The following is a 20,646-nucleotide window of genomic DNA, read 5'->3' as shown; positions in this document are numbered from 1 at the left end:
GCTCCTAGTGGTCTCGGGAATCCGGGTGCAGCCAGGCGTATTTGCCCGACTTGCCGATCGGGATGTGCTCGCGATGCACGAGTTCGACGGACAGTTCGAGGTGCTCGGCCAGCGCCTCGGCGAGCGCGCCGCCCTCGATCGGCGAGCCGTCGAAGGTCGTGTACTCCAGCTCCGCAGCGGCTCCTTCACCCACCCGCAAGCGGTAGAGGAACACCGATGACGCGCGCTCGCCGATCCACCGGTCGAGGTCGCCGTGGCAGACGAGCGTCGAGCCGACTCGGATGAGTTCCTTTTCCCTGCCACAGAACCGGGCGATCCTCGCCGGGTCCGGGGTCCCGTCGACCGTGCGGGCGCAGTCGCCGGAGCGGTAGCGGATCAGCGGCATGTGGGGATTGCGGATGCTGGACACGATCAGGCTGTAGAGCGTGCTCCCCTGCTCGACCGGGACCAGCTCGACCCGCATCTGATCCAGGTACGGGTGATACCGGCCGTCCCGGTCGCTGTAGTAGAGGTAGCCGAGTTCGGTGCTGCCGAACAGATCGACGATCGGGCAGGCGAAGTGCTCGCGCAGGAACCGGGAGACGTTGTCCGGCGTGTACTCGTAGGCGTGCACGATGCTGTCGGGCTGCGGCAGGCGGTCGGCCAGTCCCCACTCCCGAGCCTTCAGCACCAGGTGAGCGAGGTGGTAGCTGGAGCAGTCCAGGTGGTAGCGCCCTTCCGGGTGCGTCGCGCGCGCCTGGTCGATCTCGTCGAGCATGCGGCCGACGTCCTCGCGCGACCACAGCGCGGGATCGAGGCGCTGGTTGAGGTAGAGCGTCCGCTCGTCGAGGCGCCGGTCCTCCAGGCTCGGCCGCTCGGCGGGCTGCACGCCGCGCGCTTTGGCGTTCACCCGCGCGACGTGTTCGGTGGCCAGCACGGTGGTGATCGACACCCGGGGGCACCCGGCCACCCAGGTGTGCGCGATGTCCGGATGTTCGCTCCACAGCCGGTAATACGACTTGAGCAGGAAGTACGGCGGGCGGATCAACTGCATGCGCGCGTGGTTCGTCCCGGTGGACAGCACGAACTCCGCGGCGCCGGTGTCCAGCGCCTCCTTGAGTTCCGGGGTCATCCAATTGCCGGGGAAACCCCGCGCGATGACACTCTTTTCGAGAATGGGGAAATCGCCGGACTCGAGCGAGTCGCGATACAGCGGAATTCCCCGGATCTTTTCGACCATCTCGGCCGAGGGCCGCATAGACATCTCCACCCATGCTCGGAAGGTGTCGTGAGTGGTATGGCCGGTTAGAACCGGCCATACCACTCACGACGCTGGACTCAGCCGCGGGAAATGCAGCCTTCCTTCGACTTGGAAATGCAGCCTTCCTTGCCGGCGGCCGGAGCGGAGTTCGCGGCGACCCACTTCGACCAGACGTCGTCCTTGGCGATGAGCTTGACCAGCTTGTCCATGTCATACCTCCGGATGGGGTGTGCGAGAACGTGACGACCTGGAGATCATCACCAACCCAACGTAAAGGATTTGCAAAGAGATCGTCAAGGTGACTTTTATCAGCGAAATCGGGGCGAATTCAGGGGTCGCGAAAGCCGGGCTCGGGAAACATTCCTCCCGAACCCGGCTTTCGCGTGAATAGCGGAGTTCTAGCCCGCCGAACCATTCGTCGGCATGATGTGACCCCTGGTCGCCAGCGCCGCCAGCGTCGCGTCCCGGCCGCTCGGCACGGACTTGCCCGTCGGGCTGAAGGCGCCCGTGCGGGTGTCGTAGAGATGCACCTGCGCGCCGCCGACGTCGAAGTACATGCCGATCAGCTCGAGTTCGCCGAGCGCTTCGGCCTGCCGGACCACCGGGTACTCCCGCAGCCGGTCCAGCTGCTCCAGCACGTTGTGCAGCGCGAGCTGGTTGGCGCCGGTCGGCGTCTGCTCGCCCTCGATGCCGATGACCGGATGCGAACGCGACCTGGCCAGGCTCGCTTCACCGTGCCGCAGCCACGAACTCAACGCGGGCGCACCGGCGGGCACGCCGTTCAGCAACGCCTTCATCGCGCCACAGGACGAGTGTCCGCACACGACGATCTCGCTCACCTTCAGCACACCGACCGCGAACTCGACCGCGGCGCCGATCGAGGTGTCCGTGCCGTCGGCGCTGCTCGCGTTGTCGGGCACCAGATTGCCGATGTTGCGCACGGTGAACAGGTCACCCGGCCCGCTCGTGGTGATCAGGTTGGGCACGATCCTGGCGTCGCCGCAGGTGATGAACAGGGTCTGCGGCCGCTGTGAATCCGCGAGCTTGCTCAGCGTCGGCTGCACCAGCTTCGACGTGCGCCGCTGGAACTCTTCCGTGCCACGCCGCATCGAGCTCTGCACCGGCACGCTGGCGCCGGTCACCGACGGGCCTTCCGCCTGCTGCCAGTCCGACCACGGCGCGAACCAGCGAGGCACCACCGGGTTCGCCTTCGACTTGTGGACGGTCGGCTCCCCCGCCCTGCCCCGCTCGAACCACGGGTGGCCGACCTCGTCCACGATGACGATGCCGCCGCTGTTCTCGTGCGCCTTCTGCCAGGTGGTCAGCGTGTCGAACGCCGCGTGGTCCATGTAGTCGACGACGAGTTCCAGCGTCACCTTGCTGCCGCGCGGCAATCCGCCGAGCACCAGTGACAACCGGGGAATCGACAGCGCGGCGAGCGCGCCCTCGACCACGACCCGCCAGCCGTCGCCGTCGGGCTCGGCGTGAATGCCGGACCACAGCAGGCGGCGCAGCATGAGCACGGCCGCGACGCCGATCCCGATCATCACCCCGGACAGCAGGTCGATGCACACCACACCGGCCAGCGTGATCAGATAGACGGGCAGGTCGCCGTGCCGCCGGATTTCCTTGGCGTGCGTGAGGTTCAGCAGCTTCGCGCCGACGTAGACCAGCAGTCCGGCCAACGCGGCGAGCGGAATGTTGCGCAGCAGGCCAGCGAAAGCGACGACGAACAGCAGGATCCAGAGACCGTGCAGGATCCCGGACATCCTGGTGCGCGCCCCGGACTGCACGTTCGTCGAACTGCGCACGATCACGCCGGTCACCGGCAGGCCGCCCAGCGCGCCGGAGGTCATGTTCGCCGCGCCCTGCCCGATGAGCTCACGGTTGAGGTCGGCGCGGCGCCCCTTGTGCATCTTGTCGGTCGCCACGGCCGAGAGCAGGCTCTCGACGCTGGCCACCAGCGCGATCGTCACCACGGCCATGCCGAACTGGAACCAGCCGGAGGACGGGAACAGCGGCACGAAACGGATGTCGAGCAGATTCGCGGGGGTGTCGACCTTCGCGACGTCCATGCCGGTCGTGGCGGCGAGCACCGTCACCAGCAGCACCGCGGCCAGTGGCCCGGGAATCTTGCGAACCGCCGACGGCATCTTGCCCCAGAGCATCAGCACGACGATCGTGAGCACGCCGATCAGCACGGCGGGTTCGTGATGCTCGATGATCTGCTGAGGCAGGGCTTTGACGTTGGCGATCGGCGAGCTTTCCGGGCCACCACCCAGAACCACGTGCAGCTGGGCGAGCACGATCGTCACGCCGATACCGGCGAGCATGCCGTGCACGACCGCGGGCGAGATGGCCAGCGCGGCCCTCGCGATGCGGCTCAGTCCCAGCAGGATCTGCAGCGCGCCCGCCACCAGGGTGATCGCGCAGGTGGTCTTCCAGCCGAACGTGTTGATGGTGTCGGCCATGATCACGGTCAGCCCCGCGGCGGGACCGCTGACCTGAAGCACCGAACCACCGAGCGCCCCCGCGACGACACCACCGATGACGGCGGCGATCAGGCCTGCCACGATCGGCGCGCCCGACGCGAGTGCGATACCGAGCGAAAGCGGGACCGCCACGAGGAACACGACCAGCGACGCCGGAACGTCGTAGCGCAGATTCTCCCGCAGCGACCGCCACTTGCCCGCACCTGGCGGTGGCGCGTGTTCGCGTTCGCTGGTCACCTTGCTCATTGCTTGATTCCTCCGTGATCGAGGTCGATGGATGTCGATGGCGGCCGGCCGCGGTGACGGCCACCACTCAATAGATACCGTAAAACCAAGTGGAAGTGTTCCATTAGTAAAGAACTCTCCCGTCTTTCTTTACTAAAGCGTCCCACCGAATGAACACCCAAGATCACTCAAATGAGGTCAATATGCACGAAGTCGTCACGCCTCGTAGTTGATCTTCGCCAAGTTGATCTTGTCAACCGCCTTTCGAGTGGCACCGATAGTCCGTCAACTCAGACCAATCACTGTGACCTTTACGTCAATCCGCGAAGCCGCCCAGGCCGCCTGCCGACTCGGACATTTCGGGTACAGTTCGCCGCATCGACTCGAAGAAGGAGACTGTTTGATGCACTGGGGGAAGTTGAGCGGCTCGGTCGCGGCGGCATTGCTGTGCGGCCTCGCCGTGACCGGCACCGCGAACGCGGGCAGCCCGCATTGCCAAGACTGGTGGACCATCGACGACACGGCGAAGACCGTGTTCACCGACAACACCAAGACCGTGAAGTTCTGGGGACACCGCAGCTGCGGCGGCACCGCGCCGCAGTTCTGGTCGGCGCCGTATCGCCCGGACGAACCGGGCGACCACACCTGGGAGCGAGTCAAAGCGTTGCACGGCAACGATCCCGGCGCGGTCGCGTACGGCTTCGAACTGCGCAAACAAGGCCAGGGCCGGGTCGCCGTGGGCTTCGCCGCCAGCCACGGCTGATCTCCGCGCACCCGAACGACCAGGGGTCGTGAGTGGTACGGCCGGTTAGTACTGCAACGGCACTTGGTGGTGGTGTGGTAGATCATCGTTGTGGTGGTTGATGTGGCGATGGCTGAGTTGGATCGTGTGCATGAGCTGATTTCGGGCCGGTTCGCGCGGTCGGAGCCGCGTGGCAGGGCCCGGGATTACATGTCCGGGCTGGTCGCGGGGTTGGAGCGCAAGAACGGGTGGACGCTGGCCGAGCAGGCCGGTGAGGTGTGCCCGGATGGGATGCAGCGGTTGCTGCGGCGGGCGGACTGGGACGTCGACGGTGTGCGGGACGACCTGCGGGACTACGTGGTCGAGCACCTCGGTGACCGCGGTGGTGTGCTGATCGTGGATGAGACCGGGTTTCTGAAGAAGGGCATCCGTTCGGCGGGGGTGCAGCGTCAGTACTCGGGGACCGCGGGGCGGATCGAGAACTGTCAGATCGGGACGTTCCTGGCGTATGCGTCCGCGCGTGGTCATGTGCTGATCGATCGGGAGTTGTATCTGCCTGAGTCGTGGCTGGCTGATCGCGGCCGCTGCCGGAAGGCCGGGATTGCCGATGAGGTCGAGTTCGAGACGAAGCCGCGGCAGGCGATGGCGATGCTCGAGCGGGCGTTCGCCGCGGGTGTGCCGTTCGCGTGGGTCACCGCCGATGAGGCCTATGGGCAGGCCCAGTACCTGCGGGACTGGCTCGAAGCCCGCGACGCCGCCCACGTGCTGGCCCTGAAGATCAGCGACACCGTGACCACCGTCGACGGCGAGAAGGCCCGGACCGGTGAGCTGGTCGCGGACCTGCTTAGCCAAGGCGTGGCGGCGGCTCTCGGTCGGCGCCGGCGCGCACGGACCCCGCGAATTCGACTGGGCCAGGACCCCGATCCGCACCGGCTGGCAGGCCGGTCGCGGGCACTGGCTGCTCGCCCGCCGCTCGATCTCCGATCCGACCGAGATCGCCTACTACGTCTGCTACGGACCACGCCGCTCGACACTGCTGGACTTGGCGTGGATCGCCGGGTCCCGCTGGCGGATCGAGGAATGCTTCCAGCAAGCCAAGAACGAAGCAGGGCTCGACCACTACCAAGTCCGGTCCTGGCGAGCGTGGTACGCCCACATCACCCTGTCCATGCTCGCCCACGCCTGGCTCGCCGTCGCCAGATCCCTTGCCATAAAAGGGGAATCGGTGTCGACGAGCCAGGCATGATCGGATTCAGCTACCGGAGATCCGTCGCCTGCTCACCAAGCTGGTCCTGCGTGTCGCCGACGCCACCGACTACATCTGGGCCTGGTCCCGGTTCCGCCGCCGACGACAACACCAAGCCCGCCTCAGTCACTACAAACGACGCGGCTACCCACTCACCTAACTGCCGTTGCAGTACTAACCGGTCCAAACACTCACGACCCCTTCGCGGTTGCGGGGCGGCGGGAATATCCGGCAACTTAGTCACGTATCATGACTATCAGGATTCGTGACTAAGGAGTTTGCCGATGTCCGTCATCGAGATGACGACCTTCACCGTGAAGCCGGAGCGCACGCGGGCGATGCTGGACGCCCGTCGTGGCATGGTCGAGGCCTTCCAGTCCGACCGGCGGGGCTTCGTCAGCGCGAACCTGGTGCGTATCGACGAGCGCACCTGGCTCGACTTCGTCGAATGGACCGACGACGCCGCGTGGGACGAGTCGAAGGCGAAAGGCGCGAACCTGCCCGCCATCGCCGAGTTCTTCGGCACGATCGACGCGCTGGTCGGCGCCGAGCGCGGCGTGCGCTACGACGACCCGGCAGGCAGGCGGGTCCGCACGATCGCGTACGGACCGGAGCCTTCGCAGGTCGGCGAGCTTTACCTACCCGAGGGCGACGGGCCGTTCCCGGCCGTGGCCGTCGTGCACGGCGGATACTGGGCGGCGATGTGGGATCGGCGCCAGATCACCGATGTCGTCGACGACCTGGTCGCCAAGGGCTACGCGGTGTGGAACGTCGAGTACCGCCGGATCGGCGAGCCGGGTGGCGGCTGGCCTGGCACCTTCCTCGACATCGCCGCCGCCGTCGACGCGCTCGACGGGATGGATCCGGCGCTCGACACCAGCCGCGTCGTGCTGCTCGGTCACTCCGCGGGCGGGCACCTGGCGACGTGGGCGGGTCACCGCGCGGCACTACCGGCCGAGGCGCCGGGCGCCGCGCCCAAGATCACTCCCGTCGGCGTGGTCTCGCTCGGCGCGCCGCTCGATCTCCGCGCCGCCGAGGCGACCGGGTTCGGCAAGGTGCTCGCCGACCCGAACGCCGAGCCGCCGAAGGACGCGCCCGAGACGGCACGGCCCGAAGTGTGGCCGGCGGTGGCCGAACTGGTGGGTGACGGGATCACGAAGCTGCTGATCGACGGCCACTTCGACTGGACGTCACCGCTCGAGCTGCCGAGCGCGGGTGTCCCGGTGCTCGCCGTGCACGGCACCGCCGACGAAGCCGTGCCCGCCGCGTGGAGCAGTCGGTACGTCGAAAAGACCGAGGGCGCCCAGTACATCGAGGTCGAGGGCGGCACCCACTTCGACGTGGTCCACCCGTATCACCCCGTCTGGCCGGAAGTCACCGGCTGGATCGCGCGGGCGGTCGGCCGGCTCGACCACGAGGCGATCCTGGAGCAGGCCTGGAACGACCCGGGCACCACTTCCGTCGCGCTGCCGCCGGTGCGCGTGAACGAGGTGCTGCGCGAGCGCTACGAGGTGCGGCCGCCGTTCGCGTACACCGGGGAGTTGTTGTGGGACATGGAGGTTCGCAAGGCGGCGGCGCCGGACAAGTTCATCCCGTCGGTGGTGAAACCGGGCAGCGCTGAGAAGTTCCCGAGCACGTGGCATGGCCGTTTCGAGGACTTCACCCGGGTGTCCGACCAGCGGCTGTGGGCCGACCCCGACCGCTACGCGACGATCATCGAGCACGTCCGCCTCGACCACGAGAACCGGCGCGCGTACTTCGTCGGCGCCGAGCGCTTCGAGGCACCCGACGGCCGCGTGTTCACCGCGGGCGCCGGGCAGCCGATCTTCCACGTCGAGCATTCGGTGACCGGCCCGGAGGACGATCCGCGCAACGTCTGGCGCGTGGTGCACCTGACCACCGCACCGGATCCCACGCTGGCCGCGGCCTTCGACCGGCTGGCGAACGATCCCTACCTGCGCGACTTCATCGAAATCCATCTTCGCGACCATCTCGGCCGCGAACTCGCCCGCCGCTGACGGTCGATACAGTGACGATCGGCGACCCGAAAGGAGAACGGCGATGGTCACCCGCGCGGAACGGAACGCGACCGACCCCGACCTGGGTGTCCTTTCCGGACGGCTCCTGTTCGCGGTCCAGCGCGAGCTGTTCACCACGCTCGCCGAGCAGGGCTTCGACGACCTGAAGCACCGGCACGGCGCGGTGCTCGCCTACCTGGACCCGGACGGCGTGCGCGCGACCGACCTGTCCCGGCTTTCGGGGCAGCACAAGCAAATCGTCGGCACGCTCATCGACGAGCTGGAGACACTCGGCTACGTCGAGCGCAAACCGGACCCGAGCGACCGCCGCGCGAAGCTGATCTGCCCCACCGAACGCGGGCTGGCCCAGATGCGCACGGCCGACGCCATCATGGCCGACATCCAGAACCGGCACGCGAAACGCCTCGGCCGCGAGGAATTCGGCCACTTCAAGCGCGTGCTCAACGACATCACCGAGCACCAGCGCCACGCTTTGAAGGACTCGTGAGCGTTGCGGGCGGTTAGAACCCGTCTTGGAACTTCGTTAGGTGGTCTTGGCCCGCTTTTTTCGGCGGGTCAGGCGCCTGGTCATGATAGTGATCATGGAGAGGTTGATGAAGGCTTCGGAGTGTTCGGGTAGGCGTTCGTAGTCGCGGACGTTGCGTCTGGCTTGGGTGATCCAGGAGAAGGTGCGTTCGACGACCCAGCGTCTGGGCAGGAGAACGAATGTTTTCTGGCCGACGATTTTCTTGACGATGTCGAGTGTCATGCCCAAGGTCTTTTTGGTCCACTGGACAAGGTCTTTGCTGGTGTAGCCGCCGTCGGCCCACACCCAGGTGACGCCACGCTGGAGGGCGTGCAGCGCGGGCAGCAGCAGCCGGGCCGCGGAGCGGTCTTGCAGGTTGGCGGCGGTGACCAGCACCACCAGTAGTAGGCCTTGGGTGTCGGTGGCGATGTGGCGTTTGCGGCCGTCGATCTTCTTCCCGCCGTCATAGCCGCGAGAAGGTTTGCCGACGGTTTCGGCGGCTTTGACCGATTGAGAGTCGATCACCGCCGCCGACGGTGCCGGGTTCCTGTTCGCGCGCAGCCGGATCTTCTCCCGTAGCCGGTCACGGATCTTCTCGAACACCCCCGCCTTCGACCAGCGGGTAAAGAATCCGTGCACTGTTTTCCAGGGCGGGAAGTCCGACGGCAGGGCACGCCATTTGATGCCGTTGTCGGTGACATACCGCAACGCGTCCACGATCGCGCGGCGGTGATGTTTCTCCGGACGGCCACCCGCCGCGGTCTCACACGCCGGGCGCGGCAGCAACGGCTCAAGCAACACCCACTCGGCGTCGGTGGTGTCGGTGGGGTAGCGACGGCTACGACAACCCGCTGACGTGGGCCGATCGATGATCGAGTACAAAGGGAGACCGGGCCTCTGCTGGGAAATGATCAAGATGTGGTGTCAAGATCACTAGCAGAGGCCCGACCTATACCCGCAACCGGCATCAAGGACGGGTTCTTAGAACCGCCCGCAACGCGCACGACCCCTTAGGCGGTGGCGCGGCGCAAAACCAGCCAGGCCCCGGCGCCAAGCACCAGCGCGAACGCGAGCGGGTAGGCGGCGAACAGGGCAAGCGACGGCTGCCCGCCCAGGAATCGCCCGATCGACGACCACCAGCCCTGCGACGTCGCCAAGGCACCGGCTCCCGCCAACGCCGCCGCACCACCGAAGACCGTGAGGTAGATGCCGGTCTGACGCCAGCGCTGGAACACCACACCCGCCAGCACGCAGATCGCGGACACCGCGATGATCGGCACGGTGTAGGCGAGCCATCGCGTGATCGGGCCGTACTCGTGGATCGCGCCGGGTGCGAAGATCCTGGCCTCACGGCCCCAGCCGCCGGTGCCCTGCTCGATGGCGCCGAAACCCACCAGCACCAGGCCGAAAACGAGTGCCTGCGCCGTGATGACCAGCGCCGTCGCCTCGGCGAATTTGCGTCGCGTCACGCCCAGCCCGAGCGCGAACGGGAAGACCTGGGTCATTGTCTGCAGGTGGCCCGCCGCCGCCACCGCGCCGACCACCGGGAGCAGGTAGACCTCGTGCGGGCCGGTGGCCGTCTCCCCGTTGGAGATGTCGATGACCCAGCCCAGCAAGGGCATCGCGGCCACCACGGCCAGCGGATAGGCGATCAAGGCAGGCCAGTTGACCAGCTGGATCCGTGCGACGTCGAGTACGCGTTTCATCGGGATTCCTTCCCTGCGGCGACCGGCACGCCGTTGCGTTGGGTGGTGCGGACGACCAGCTGCTGCAGGGAAACCGGCTCGAAGTCCAGCCCGGCTTCGGACCGGGCGGGAGCGCCGGTGAGGATCACGCGCAGGGAGCCGCCGACGCGTTCGCGGTGGATTTCGTCGTATCCGGCGGCGAAGCGTTCCACGGCGTCAGCCGGCCCGGTGACCGCGACGGCCTCGCCGCGCAAGGACTCCGCGTCCGCGTCGATGAGCACCCGGCCGCGGTCGAGCAGGACGACGTGTTCGATCAGGTCGCTGACCTCGTCGATCAGGTGCGTGGAGAGCACGATCGTGCGCGGGTGCTCGGCGTAGTCGGCGAGCAGCCGGTCGTAGAAAAGCTGGCGTGCCACGGCGTCGAGGCCGAGGTACGGCTCGTCGAACAGGGTCAACGGCGCCCTCGAAGCCAGCCCGATGATCACGCCGACAGCCGACAGCTGGCCTCGCGAGAGCTTGCCGAGCAGCTGGTCCGCCGGGACGGCGAAGTCGGCCAGTAGCGCCGAGGCGTACGCGTTGTCCCAGTTCGGGTAGAGCAGTTCCGCGGCGCGCAGTGCGTGCCTCACCCGGAACTTTTCCGGGTAGTGCTGGCTTTCCTTGATGAAGCAGACCTGCGAGAGCACGTCGGCGTTCTCGTACGGGTGCCGGCCGAAGACCTCGACCGTGCCGTCTGTCTCGAAGCTCTGGCCGGTGAGGATCCGCATCAGCGTGGTCTTGCCGGCGCCGTTTCGGCCGAGCAGGCCGTGGATCGTGTTCTCGGACAGCTCCAGGCTGATCCCGGCTAGCGCGTCGAGAGCGCCGTAGCTCTTGGTCAAACCGTTCGTGCGCACCACGTTCATGGTTGTGGCTCCCAGACGTCGATGAGTTTCTTGATCTCCTCGGCGTCCATGCCGAGCTTGCCCGCCTCCGCCATCAGCGGGGCGAGGAACTGCCGCGTGAAGTCGCCGCGCCGTCGTTCCAGCAGCTCCGCGCGGGCGCCTGTGGCGACGAACATGCCGATGCCTCGTCTCTTGTAGAGGATCCCGTCGGCGACGAGCTGGTTGATGCCCTTCGCCGCGGTCGCCGGGTTGATCCGGTGGAAGGCCGCGAGTTCGTTGGTGGAGGGCACCTGCGTGTCCGCGGCCAGGCTCCCGTCGACGATCGAGTTCTCGATCTGCTCGGCGATCTGGAGGAACAGCGGCCGTCCGTCGTCCTTCACGCCGACCACCGCGCACTGCGGTTCGTCGGTTCATTACTCATGTAACTAACCATGGCGGCTCGGGCGGGTCCTGTCAAGAAAAAGAACCGCCGCCGGGCCCCAGTCCCCGACGGCGGTTCTCTTTTGCTCCGGTGATCAGGCGGCCAAGCCGCCACCACCGGTCTGAGGGGCGCCCTTCGGCACCTGCGCTACCTGCTTCACCGGCGCGACGGCCTTGCGCACCGGCTCCGCCTGCTTCGGCGCGTCCTTCGCCTGGACGGTGAAGCGGTTGTGCGCGGACAGCGTCGAGCCGTCCGGCTCGAAGCAGTTGACCTTCAGGTCGTAGATGCCGGGCGCGATGTCCTTCACCACCGCGTTGTCGGCGAACTTGCCCTTCGGGTCCTTGAAGCCGGACCAGGTGACGCCCAGCGCGCCGGAGATCACCACGTAGCCGTCAGCCCCGGTGCAGACGCCCTGGACCTTGACGGTGTCACCCGGCTTGCCGACCGACGGCGACGCGTAGACGAGCGCGTTCGGCGTGGTCGGCGGCACCAGGTGGAACCTCGTCGAGATGTGCCTGGCGGCCTGTTCGGGGTACGAACAGGTCAACGAGACGTCGTAGACGCCCGGTGCGAGGTCGCGCACCTTGCCGACGTAGGTGACCTTCGATTCCTTGGAACTGTGGTGGATTCCCAGCACGTCGGCGTCGAGCGCGCTCACCGCGCCGCCGTCGCACAGCGCGGTGACGGTCACCTCCGCGCCGACATGAGCGGTGTTCGGCGAGAGCTTCAGCGAGGGACCGCTCGTCGGGGCCGCGAGTGCGGTTCCCGCGGACAGGGCCAGCAAGCCGATCGTCATACCGGAAACGGCGGCGTTCTTGATGCGCACAGTCTTCTCCCCATGGTTCGTATGCGAATGAAAGAAATGAATGTCGTCAACCGGGCCCTTTTGCTGTTCCCCCAGCGGTTTCCCTTGTTCCGACACCCCTAAGACGCACGGCCATGGCCGGGGTTGCCTGCCCCGGTAACGACTAGATCAAGGTCGTTCCGCGACGAGCACGACGGTCGGGCCGATCGGCCCGTCGGGCGGAAGCCGAAGCTCGGCGGTCGGCCGCAGCCCGGCTTGCTCGAGCAGCTCCACGAGCTGTTCGGGTCGCCACAGATACGTCGTCCAGGTGACCGGGACTCCCCCGTACGCCTCGGTGCGCTCCCTGTCGCCGTCGCCGACGTGCGTCGCGATCATCAACTGCCCCTTGGGTTTCAGTGCTCGCGCGAACGACGACAGCACCTGCGGCAGCACGTCACGGGGCAGGTTGAACAACGACCACCAGCCCAGCAGCCCGCCGTAGGACGCTTCGGCCAGTTCGAGGTCGGTCGACGAGCCGACCCTGAACTCACAGTCCGGATAAAGGCGACGCGCGTGCTCGATCATGCGGGGCGACAGGTCCACTCCGGTGACGTCGACGCCGCGTTCGGCCAGGTAGCCGGTGACCGTGCCCGGTCCGCAGCCGACGTCGAGCACGGGTCCCAGCTCACGGACGGCGTCGGCGAACACGTCCATCACGGCGCTTAACCACGGGTGGGTACGGATGTCGCCGAGCCCTGTCGTCACCACCATGTCGATGTAGTTGTCGGCGACGCGGTCGTAGGAGTCGCGCACGGCTTCGAGATCAGCGGGCTGCTCAATCATGGCCGCGACTCTAGGGGGTCGACGCCGGTGAGGTCGACGCTGGCGGACCACACCCGGGCGGCGAGTTCCTTGTCGGCGAACACCCCTTGGACGGCTTCGAGCCTGGGTTCGCCGCGGAGTCCGAACACCCGTGGTCCCCAGAGCTGACCGCCCTGGACGGAAGGGTCGAGCACCGCTCGCACGGCAGGCCACGCACCCGCTTCCTTACCCTGCAAGAGAATCCCGGCAGGGAGGCCGCGCAGGCGTTGACCGGCCGTCTGGAGGTGGACCGGTGGCCGCGACGGCGTGAGGGAGTCGAGCGCGCCGCCAGGGTGGGTCACCACGCTCATCGTCGCGTGGCCGGCGGCACGGAGGCGGCGGTCGAGTTCGAACCCGCACAGCATTTGCGCGAGCTTCGAGCGCGCGTACGCGTCCTTCGGCCGATAGTCGCGCGCGGACTGGAGGTCGCCGAGGTCCAGTCGCACCGATTTCGCCGTGAAACTGCCGGTCGTCACGACGCGCCCGCCGGACAGCAAGGGCGCCAGCCTGCCGATCAGCGCGAAGTGCCCGAGGTGATTGGTGGCGAACATCAGCTCGTGGCCATCCTCGGTTTCGCGTCGCTCCGGCTGGTCGAGCAGCACGCCGGCGTTGCAGACGACCGCGTCGAGGTGATCCAGTTCGTCCACTGTGGACTTGAGCGAGGCGAGGTCCAGCTGAAGGTGGGACAGGCGCGCCCCTGGCACACGGGAACGGATCGAGGCCATCGCGGCCGCGGCCTTCGCGGCGTCCCTGCTGCCGAGAACGACGGTCGCCCCGGTGGTGGCGAGCTGCTCGGCGACGAAGTACCCGATGCCCGCGTTGCCGCCGGTGACCAGGAATTTCTTGCTATCGGCTCGCGGCAGCCGACGGACGTCCCACTGCATGACAGTCCCCCTCAAAGTCGGAATGACTCCGAAATTGTACACACTCCGACTTTGGCGTACGGTGACGTCATGGACCCCACGCAGGTGCCGGGACGGCGCGAGCGCAAGAAAGCCGCCACGCGCCAAGCGCTCTCCGCCGCCGCGCGACGACTGTTCCTGGAGCGCGGGTTCGACAAGGTCACCGTCGCCGAGATCGCCGAAGCGGCCGACACGGCGGTGTCGACGCTGTTCGTGCACTTCCCCGGCGGCAAGGAAGCGCTGGTGCTCGGCGACGGCGCCGAACGCGAGCAGGCCCTGACCGCCGCGGTGCGCGAGCGCGCGAGAGGCGTCTCGATCCTGCAAGCGCTCCAAGACTTTCTCGCCACACGAGGACCGTTCGACCCCGCCCCAGACCCGAAGGCCCGCGCGGTCGCGCAACTCGTCGTCTCGACGCCGGCGTTGCGCGCTTACGCCAGGACACTGTGGACCGGCTGCGAAACCGCGCTCGTCAACGTCATCGCCGAGCAGACCGGCCAGAACGCGGGCGACCTCTCACTACGCCTGCTCGCGCGCTATGTGTTGGAAATCCCCGACATCGCGGGCACGGAGCCCGACCCGCCCGCCGCGCTGGACACGGCTTTCACCCATTTGCGCCGCGGCTGGCCCAAGCTCTGACGACCGCCGGGTTTCGTGCAGTAGCCACCTCGCCGGACGAAGAGCCCATACGATCTTCGCTCCGACATCGAGGAGAAGCACGGCGAATGAGGCTGCGACGTTCATGGCGGGCCACCCTGTGCGTACTGGTGGCCGCCGCGACGATGACCGGCTGCGGCGGCGAGCCTCCTCGCCCTGGCAACACGCTCGCCTCCGCGGACGCGGGCAAGCTCACCATCGGGATCCGGTTCGACCAGCCCGGCATGGGCCTTAAGACGCTTAACAAGACTTACGAGGGCTTCGACATCGACGTCGCCCGGTACATAGCCGCCGAACTCGGCGTCGAACCGGAAGACATCACCTGGGTGGAGACCCGCCCGGCCAACCGGGAGAACTTCATCACCGGCGGCGCGGTGGACTTCGTCGTCGGCGCCTACACGATCGACGAAGAGCGCAAGCGGCAGGTGGCTTTCGCGGGGCCTTACCTCCCCTACGGCCAGGACCTGCTCGTGCGGCGCACCGACAACTCGATCACCGGCCCGCAGTCGCTCAACGGCAAGAGATTGTGCACGGTCAGCGAGTCCACTTCGGCCCAGTACGTGAAGGACACGTTCGCCCACGACACGAAACTGGTGCAGTACAAGCAGTATTCCGACTGCGTGTCCTCGCTGCTCGCCAATCTCGTCGACGCCATCACCACCGGCAACGCGCTCCTCAGCGGCTATGCCGGGCAGCATCCGGAACTGCTCAAGGTGGTCGACAAGCCGTTCACCCAGCGCGCGTACGGGATCGGCCTGCGCAAGGACGACGCCGCGAGCCGGTCCAAGATCAACGAAGCGCTGCGGAAGATGATCGCGAGCGGCGCCTGGCGTGCTTCACTGCAGGCCAACCTGGGCCCGTCCGGCTACACGATCCCGGCGCCGCCCGCGATCAACGGCTAAGCCGGGATAAAGCGGGCTTTACTCCGCGGAGTAAAGCCCGCTTTATCCCGGCACTGGGTCAGGCCGGGGAGACCGCCGTGACCTCGACGGAGTCGCCCTTCAGCGGCGCGCCGGTCGGCCAGCCGACGGTGACGGTGTCGCCGTGGGCGCTCGGCAGGTTCAGGTTCACCGCGCTGGGCACGAAGGTGACCGGCGCCTGGGAGGCCATCAGGATCCGGGACTCCGCGGGCTTGCCGGGCTGGACGTTGACCGGGATGTAGCTGTCGCCGGACGGGTCGTCCGGGACGACGACGATGCCGCTGCCGTCGCCCTCGCTGTGCCCGCTGCCCTTGGTGAAGGTGACCACGGTCGGGATGCCCTGCAGCTTGCAGTTGGTGTGCTCGCCCGCGGCGGCGTAGTGGATCACGTAGGCCTGCTGGCCGGCCGCCGAGGTGGGATCCGGGGTGACCGTGACAGTGAGGTCGGAGATGTCGCACGGCTTGTCGGACGGGTTCGCCGAAGCCGCGGGAGCCAGCAGTACGACCCCGGCCGTGGCCACGGCGAGACCGGCGACTGCCTTGAACTTGATGTTCATCTGGTTCTCCTCAGTGTTGCGAATCGAGATCGATTCACCGTTTGTGCCCTCACTGGGAAAGATGTTCACCGAGCCGTTCGGATGCGTCCGGATGACCTTTACCTCACCGACGCAACCCTGGCGCTGTTACCGAATCGGGTGATCATCGGCGTTGGAGCGCGCCGGGCGCACGTGCGGTGAGCAGTGTGAACGTCATGACGACCACCGCTATCGCCGAACGGCACGAGAGCGCACCGCCGGAGCTCAGCCGGAAACGGGTGAACGCGGTGTTCGCCGCCGTCACCCTCGGGATGCTGCTGGCGGCCTTGGACCAGACGATCGTGGGCACCGCGCTGCCGACGATCGTCGGCGATCTCGGCGGGGCCGGGCATCTGTCCTGGGTGATCACCTCGTACCTGCTCGCCGAGACGATCATGACGGTCGTCGTCGGCAAGCTGGGCGATCTGTTCGGGCGGAAGCTGATGTTCCAGCTGTCGGTGATCGTGTTCACCGGCGGCTCGTTCTTCTGCGGGTTCGCGAACGACATGATCTGGCTGATCGTGGCGCGGGCCGTGCAGGGGCTCGGCGCGGGCGGGCTGATGGTCACCGCGACCGCGCTGGTGGCCGATGTCGTGCCGCTGCGCGAGCGCGGGAAGTACCAGGGCGCGCTCGGCTCGGTGTTCGGCGTGGTGACCGTGCTCGGGCCGATGCTGGGCGGGCTGTTCGTCGACCATCTGTCGTGGCGGTGGGCGTTCTACGTCAACGTGCCGGTCGCGGTGATCGTGCTGATCGTCGCCGCCGGCGCGATGCCGAAGGTGAAGGCCGCGGTCAAGCCGGTGATCGACTACCTGGGCATCCTGCTCATCGGGCTCGCCGCGACCGGGCTGACGCTGGTCACCAGCTGGGGCGGCACGCAGTACGCGTGGGGCTCGCCGACGATCATCGGCATGGCCATCGGCTCGGTCGTGCTGCTGGCGGGTTCGTCTTCGTCGAGCGGCGCGCGAAGGAGCCGACGCTGCCGATGCGGCTGTTCCGGAACCCGGTGTTCGCGGTGTCGGCGACGCTGAGCTTCGTCGTCGGGTTCGCGATGCTCGGCGCGCTGTCGTACCTGCCGACGTATCTGCAGTACGTGCACGGGATCTCGGCGACGAACTCCGGCGTCCGGATGCTGCCGATGGTGCTGGCGCTGCTGGTCTCCGGGATCGTCGCGGGCAACCTGGTCGGCAAGACCGGGCGCTACAAGATCTTCCCGGTCCTCGGCGGCGTCGGGTTGACACTCGGGCTCTATCTGCTGTCGCGCCTCACCGCGACGAGCGGCTTCTGGGAGATGTCGGCCTATCTGGTCGTGCTGGGCCTCGGTATCGGGTTGAGCATGCAGGTGCTGGTCATCGTCGTGCAGAACACGGCCGACTATCGCGACCTCGGCGTCGCGACGTCCGGGGTCACTTTCCTGCGCTCGCTGGGTTCCTCGTTCGGCGCGGCGATCTTCGGCACGATCTACGCCAACCAGCTGGCGCCGAACATGGCGCGCGCGGCGGCGGAACATCCGCTCCCCCCAGGACTCAACCCCCAGGTCGTCCAGGTGCCGTCCGCGCTGCACCAGCTGCCGCAGTCGGTGTCGGCGCCGTACATCCAGGCCTACAGCGACTCGCTGCATTCGGTCTTCCTGTACGCCGCGCCGGTCGGGCTGGTCGCGCTGGGTCTCGCGTTCTTCCTCAAGGAGGTCCCGTTACGCGACACGTCGCGCGCGGGCGCGCCCGACCTGGGCACCGGCTTCGCGATGCCCGACCCGAGCGACCGCGACCAGGATCTGGAACGCGCCGTCGGCAGGCTGCTGGCCAAGGAGGGACGGACCGCGTCGCCGCACATCCTCGCGCGCTCCGGATGCGAGCTGGACCGCGGCGGGCTGTGGTGTGTCGGGCAGGTCCGGATCAGGGAACGGCGCGACACTCCCGCGACGCTGACGGCGGTCAGCGAGCGGTTCGGAATCCCGCCCGAGGTCTTCGAGCCGGTGTTCTCGAAGCTGGAGCTGACCGGTCACCTCACCTACCACAACGGCCGGTGGGCGACCACCGAACTCGCGCTGGTGGAACTCGACAAGCTCATCGAGGCCTGGAAGAACTGGCTGGCCGAGCAGCTGCAGGACTGGGGACCGGAGGGGCGCGAGGAGTTGCTCGCGGCGCTGGGCCGGGTCGCGAACCGTATCCTCGATCAAGCCACTGACGATCGGCCTTACGGCAAGCACGCTTACGCGTAGGAGTGAATGACTTCATGGTGAGTACAGAGCCACCGGCACCCCGGGCCTGGTACGGGTGCATGGGTCTTGGCGGCTCCTGGGACCGACAGCCTTACGGCGCAACGGATGTCGACGCCGCCGAGCAGGCGGTGAGCACCGCTCTCGAAGTGGGGATCACGGCGTTCGACCACGCCGACATCTACCGCTTCGGCAAGGCGGAGTCGGTGTTCGGCGAACTGCTCGCGCGGGATCCGGGGCTGCGCCGGCGGATCGTGCTGCAGACCAAGTGCGGCATCCGGCTGGCGGAGGACGGGATGCCGGGGCACTACGACCTGCGCGGCGCGTCCATCATCGAGCGGGTCGAACAGAGCCTGAGCCGGCTGCGCACCGACCACGTCGACGTGCTGCTCCTGCATCGCCCGGATCCGCTGGCCCGGCCGGAAGAAGTCGCCGAGGCGTTGACGAAGCTGCGCGACCAGGGGCTGGTGAAGCACTTCGGCGTCTCGAACATGAGCGCCGAGCAGATCCAGGACCTCGAACACCACCTGGACTTCCCGCTGATCGCGAACCAGCTCGAGATGAGCCTCGCCAGCCGCGCCTGGGTCGAGGCGGGCGTGCTGGTCAACACGGCCGAAGGCGCCACGGTCGGGTTCCCGTCCGGCGTGACCGAGTACTGCCGCAGGCGTGGCATGCAGATCCAGGCGTGGGGATCGCTCGCGCGCGGGCGGTACAGCGGGCAGCAGGAGACCGAGGCCGAGCGCGCCACGGCGGACCTGGTCTCGGCCATCGCCGCGGCCAAGGGGACCACGCCGGAGTCCGTGCTGCTCTGGTGGCTGCAGCGGCACCCGGGACGGATTTCCCCGGTCATCGGGACGACCAATCCCGCCCGTATCCGCGCCTGCGCCGATTCCGTCAGCCGCGAGCCGGAATTGTCACACGAAGAGTGGTACCGGCTCTGGATTTCCGCACGGGGAAACGCGCTTCCCTGACCAATTTGTCAATCACGATGATCATCCGGAGCCATTGATCATCGTGATAAATCAATCAGAACAAGGTTTTCTTCACCGATTCCATGAGGTAGCTTCCCTAGAAATGGTCCGGCCATGCGAAGGGAGCTCAATGAAACTCGTGCGTCGCGTGAAAGAAATGTTCGAGTCGAAGTCCATGAGGCGTTACACCTGGATTCACTGGAGCTGACCTTGCTGCGCACAGGCCCGGTGCCCGCGGCGCCGAAGATCGACTTCAGCTCGCGCGTCACCGGCCTGTTGCGGCAGGAGCACAAGGTGTTCCGGCTGAGCGCGAACACCGTCGGCGTCGCCGACCCGGAACTCATGTCTTCCCTGGTCGCGACCCGCGCGGTGCTCCCCGGCGAACGTTCGGTGTTCAAACCGGTTCGCGGCAAGGCGGTGAGCGACGAACTCGCCATGCGCGTCATCAGGGCACTCGGCGAAGACGTGAACCGCGCGCTCGAATCAGCTGTCCCGAGCTTGGCGGGCAAGTGGCCCCGACGTGGGCAAACAGTGTTACGCGACATGCTGTTCGGCACAGACGGCGCGCGACTGTCGGCGCTGACGAACCCGCGCATCCTCGACTCCGACGCGATCTCACGCGGCGCCGACATGCTGGTCGCGGCGTTTCCCGGCGACAGCGAAGCGCGGTCTTCGCTTTCCCGCATGGTGACCGACTGCCCGACCTATCCGCAGCGCCGCCACATCATCGCGCTTTATCGGCGCGCGAGCGCGCTTTTGATCGGCGGGTTGAGCGGCCTGGTGGCCAACGCGTCCTGGCTGCTGTCGCATCGGGACACCCCCGCCGACGTGACGAACTCACTCTGGGAAACCATGCGATTGTTGCCGACCGCGTGGATGCTGTGGCGCACCCCCGATCCCGAATACACGGAATTGCACCCGCTCATCGGGAAAGACGATTCCATCGCGTTGTTCCCACTCTTGATGCATCGTGATCCCGATTTCTGGGAGGCGCCGGATTCGTTCATCCCGGAGCGCTGGGAAGACGGCGACGGCTACCGGACTCCCGGCTTCGCGCCGTTCGGGCTGCTCGGCGCCCGCTGCTGGGCCAGGCATTTGATCATCCCGTTGGCCCAACGTCTCATCGAAGAACTCACCGCGCAGCGGCTGCGGCCCCGCGTCCGAGGCGACGCGGCGCCCGTCCCGTTGCGATCACTGCTCTCGGTCCGGGTCGAACTCGCCGCCGCTTGACACGCATCTCACGCCATTCATACATTCAAGGGCACTTTGTATGATTGACGTGGGGAGCTGGT

General features: G+C 67.3%; 18 protein-coding genes and 2 pseudogenes. 9 read left to right on the top strand and 11 right to left on the bottom strand.

The features are described from left to right. Positions 1-4 precede the first annotated feature (4 nt). The 3 genes from AB5J62_RS14970 to AB5J62_RS14960 form a co-directional block, all read right to left on the bottom strand. The gene (locus AB5J62_RS14970; RefSeq protein WP_370948809.1) at positions 5-1,243 is read right to left on the bottom strand and encodes a hypothetical protein; all 1,239 of its coding nucleotides are present in this window, start codon (positions 1,241-1,243) and stop codon (positions 5-7) included. Between the two features lie 74 nt (positions 1,244-1,317). Further along, positions 1,318-1,449 carry a hypothetical protein gene (locus AB5J62_RS14965; protein WP_370948808.1) on the bottom strand — a complete coding sequence of 44 codons (132 nt, stop codon included), beginning with the start codon at positions 1,447-1,449 and terminating at the stop codon, positions 1,318-1,320. A 189-nt stretch (positions 1,450-1,638) separates the two neighbouring features. After that, positions 1,639-3,978 carry a SulP family inorganic anion transporter gene (locus tag AB5J62_RS14960; protein WP_370948807.1) on the bottom strand — a complete coding sequence of 780 codons (2,340 nt, stop codon included), beginning with the start codon at positions 3,976-3,978 and terminating at the stop codon, positions 1,639-1,641. Positions 3,979-4,360: 382 nt separating this feature from the next. Here AB5J62_RS14960 and AB5J62_RS14955 point away from each other — a divergent pair, with 382 nt between their 5' ends. The 4 genes and pseudogenes from AB5J62_RS14955 to AB5J62_RS14940 all read left to right on the top strand — a co-directional run bounded on the left by AB5J62_RS14955 (position 4,361) and on the right by AB5J62_RS14940 (position 8,471). Continuing rightward, positions 4,361-4,720 (top strand): hypothetical protein, encoded by a 360-nt coding sequence (locus AB5J62_RS14955; protein ID WP_370948806.1) that lies wholly within the window; start codon positions 4,361-4,363, stop codon positions 4,718-4,720. A 90-nt stretch (positions 4,721-4,810) separates the two neighbouring features. Further along, positions 4,811-5,945: pseudogene (locus AB5J62_RS14950) on the top strand (IS701 family transposase). Positions 5,946-6,229: 284 nt separating this feature from the next. After that, complete coding sequence (locus tag AB5J62_RS14945; protein ID WP_370948805.1) at positions 6,230-7,963, top strand: alpha/beta hydrolase family protein; 1,734 nt, start codon at positions 6,230-6,232, stop codon at positions 7,961-7,963. 43 nt (positions 7,964-8,006) lie between these two features. Next, positions 8,007-8,471: a MarR family winged helix-turn-helix transcriptional regulator gene (locus AB5J62_RS14940; protein WP_370948804.1), complete on the top strand. Its 465-nt coding sequence runs from the start codon at positions 8,007-8,009 to the stop codon at positions 8,469-8,471. A 36-nt stretch (positions 8,472-8,507) separates the two neighbouring features. Here the strand turns inward: AB5J62_RS14940 and AB5J62_RS14935 are convergent, their stop codons facing one another. From AB5J62_RS14935 to AB5J62_RS14905, 7 genes are all read right to left on the bottom strand, one after another. Then, positions 8,508-9,371 (bottom strand): IS5 family transposase, encoded by an 864-nt coding sequence (locus AB5J62_RS14935; protein WP_370948803.1) that lies wholly within the window; start codon positions 9,369-9,371, stop codon positions 8,508-8,510. Positions 9,372-9,499: 128 nt separating this feature from the next. Next, the gene (locus AB5J62_RS14930) at positions 9,500-10,195 is read right to left on the bottom strand and encodes a hypothetical protein (RefSeq protein WP_370948802.1); all 696 of its coding nucleotides are present in this window, start codon (positions 10,193-10,195) and stop codon (positions 9,500-9,502) included. Further along, complete coding sequence (locus AB5J62_RS14925) at positions 10,192-11,073, bottom strand: ATP-binding cassette domain-containing protein (protein ID WP_370948801.1); 882 nt, start codon at positions 11,071-11,073, stop codon at positions 10,192-10,194. Before AB5J62_RS14925 ends, AB5J62_RS14930 begins: the two co-directional genes overlap by 4 nt. Beyond that, a complete protein-coding gene (locus AB5J62_RS14920) occupies positions 11,070-11,441 on the bottom strand; it encodes a GntR family transcriptional regulator (RefSeq protein ID WP_370948800.1) in 372 nt (123 codons plus the stop codon). Before AB5J62_RS14920 ends, AB5J62_RS14925 begins: the two co-directional genes overlap by 4 nt. Before the next feature lie 126 nt (positions 11,442-11,567). Beyond that, positions 11,568-12,299 carry a hypothetical protein gene (locus AB5J62_RS14915; protein ID WP_370948799.1) on the bottom strand — a complete coding sequence of 244 codons (732 nt, stop codon included), beginning with the start codon at positions 12,297-12,299 and terminating at the stop codon, positions 11,568-11,570. A gap of 147 nt (positions 12,300-12,446) precedes the next feature. Next, positions 12,447-13,100: a class I SAM-dependent methyltransferase gene (locus AB5J62_RS14910; protein ID WP_370948798.1), complete on the bottom strand. Its 654-nt coding sequence runs from the start codon at positions 13,098-13,100 to the stop codon at positions 12,447-12,449. Further along, complete coding sequence (locus AB5J62_RS14905) at positions 13,097-14,002, bottom strand: SDR family NAD(P)-dependent oxidoreductase (RefSeq protein ID WP_370948797.1); 906 nt, start codon at positions 14,000-14,002, stop codon at positions 13,097-13,099. The genes AB5J62_RS14910 and AB5J62_RS14905 overlap by 4 nt, the downstream gene beginning before the upstream one ends. Positions 14,003-14,071: 69 nt before the next feature. Between AB5J62_RS14905 and AB5J62_RS14900 the strand changes: the two genes are divergently transcribed. Continuing rightward, positions 14,072-14,656 carry a TetR/AcrR family transcriptional regulator gene (locus AB5J62_RS14900; protein ID WP_370948796.1) on the top strand — a complete coding sequence of 195 codons (585 nt, stop codon included), beginning with the start codon at positions 14,072-14,074 and terminating at the stop codon, positions 14,654-14,656. Between the two features lie 86 nt (positions 14,657-14,742). Continuing rightward, positions 14,743-15,576 (top strand): glutamate ABC transporter substrate-binding protein, encoded by an 834-nt coding sequence (locus AB5J62_RS14895; protein WP_370948795.1) that lies wholly within the window; start codon positions 14,743-14,745, stop codon positions 15,574-15,576. 58 nt (positions 15,577-15,634) lie between these two features. Here the strand turns inward: AB5J62_RS14895 and AB5J62_RS14890 are convergent, their stop codons facing one another. Then, positions 15,635-16,150: a DUF4232 domain-containing protein gene (locus AB5J62_RS14890; RefSeq protein WP_370948794.1), complete on the bottom strand. Its 516-nt coding sequence runs from the start codon at positions 16,148-16,150 to the stop codon at positions 15,635-15,637. 194 nt (positions 16,151-16,344) lie between these two features. Between AB5J62_RS14890 and AB5J62_RS14885 the strand changes: the two are divergent. The 3 genes and pseudogenes from AB5J62_RS14885 to AB5J62_RS14875 all read left to right on the top strand — a co-directional run bounded on the left by AB5J62_RS14885 (position 16,345) and on the right by AB5J62_RS14875 (position 20,584). Continuing rightward, positions 16,345-18,386: pseudogene (locus AB5J62_RS14885) on the top strand (MDR family MFS transporter). Positions 18,387-18,400: 14 nt separating this feature from the next. Then, positions 18,401-19,354: an aldo/keto reductase family oxidoreductase gene (locus AB5J62_RS14880; protein ID WP_370948793.1), complete on the top strand. Its 954-nt coding sequence runs from the start codon at positions 18,401-18,403 to the stop codon at positions 19,352-19,354. A gap of 210 nt (positions 19,355-19,564) precedes the next feature. Then, positions 19,565-20,584, top strand: a complete 1,020-nt coding sequence (locus AB5J62_RS14875) for a cytochrome P450 (protein WP_370948792.1) — start codon at positions 19,565-19,567, stop codon at positions 20,582-20,584. Positions 20,585-20,646 lie beyond the last annotated feature (62 nt).

Origin of the sequence: Amycolatopsis sp. cg5 (genome assembly GCF_041346955.1) — a bacterium.
Lineage (GTDB): Bacteria > Actinomycetota > Actinomycetes > Mycobacteriales > Pseudonocardiaceae > Amycolatopsis.
This window is presented reverse-complemented; position numbering and strand designations above follow the sequence as displayed.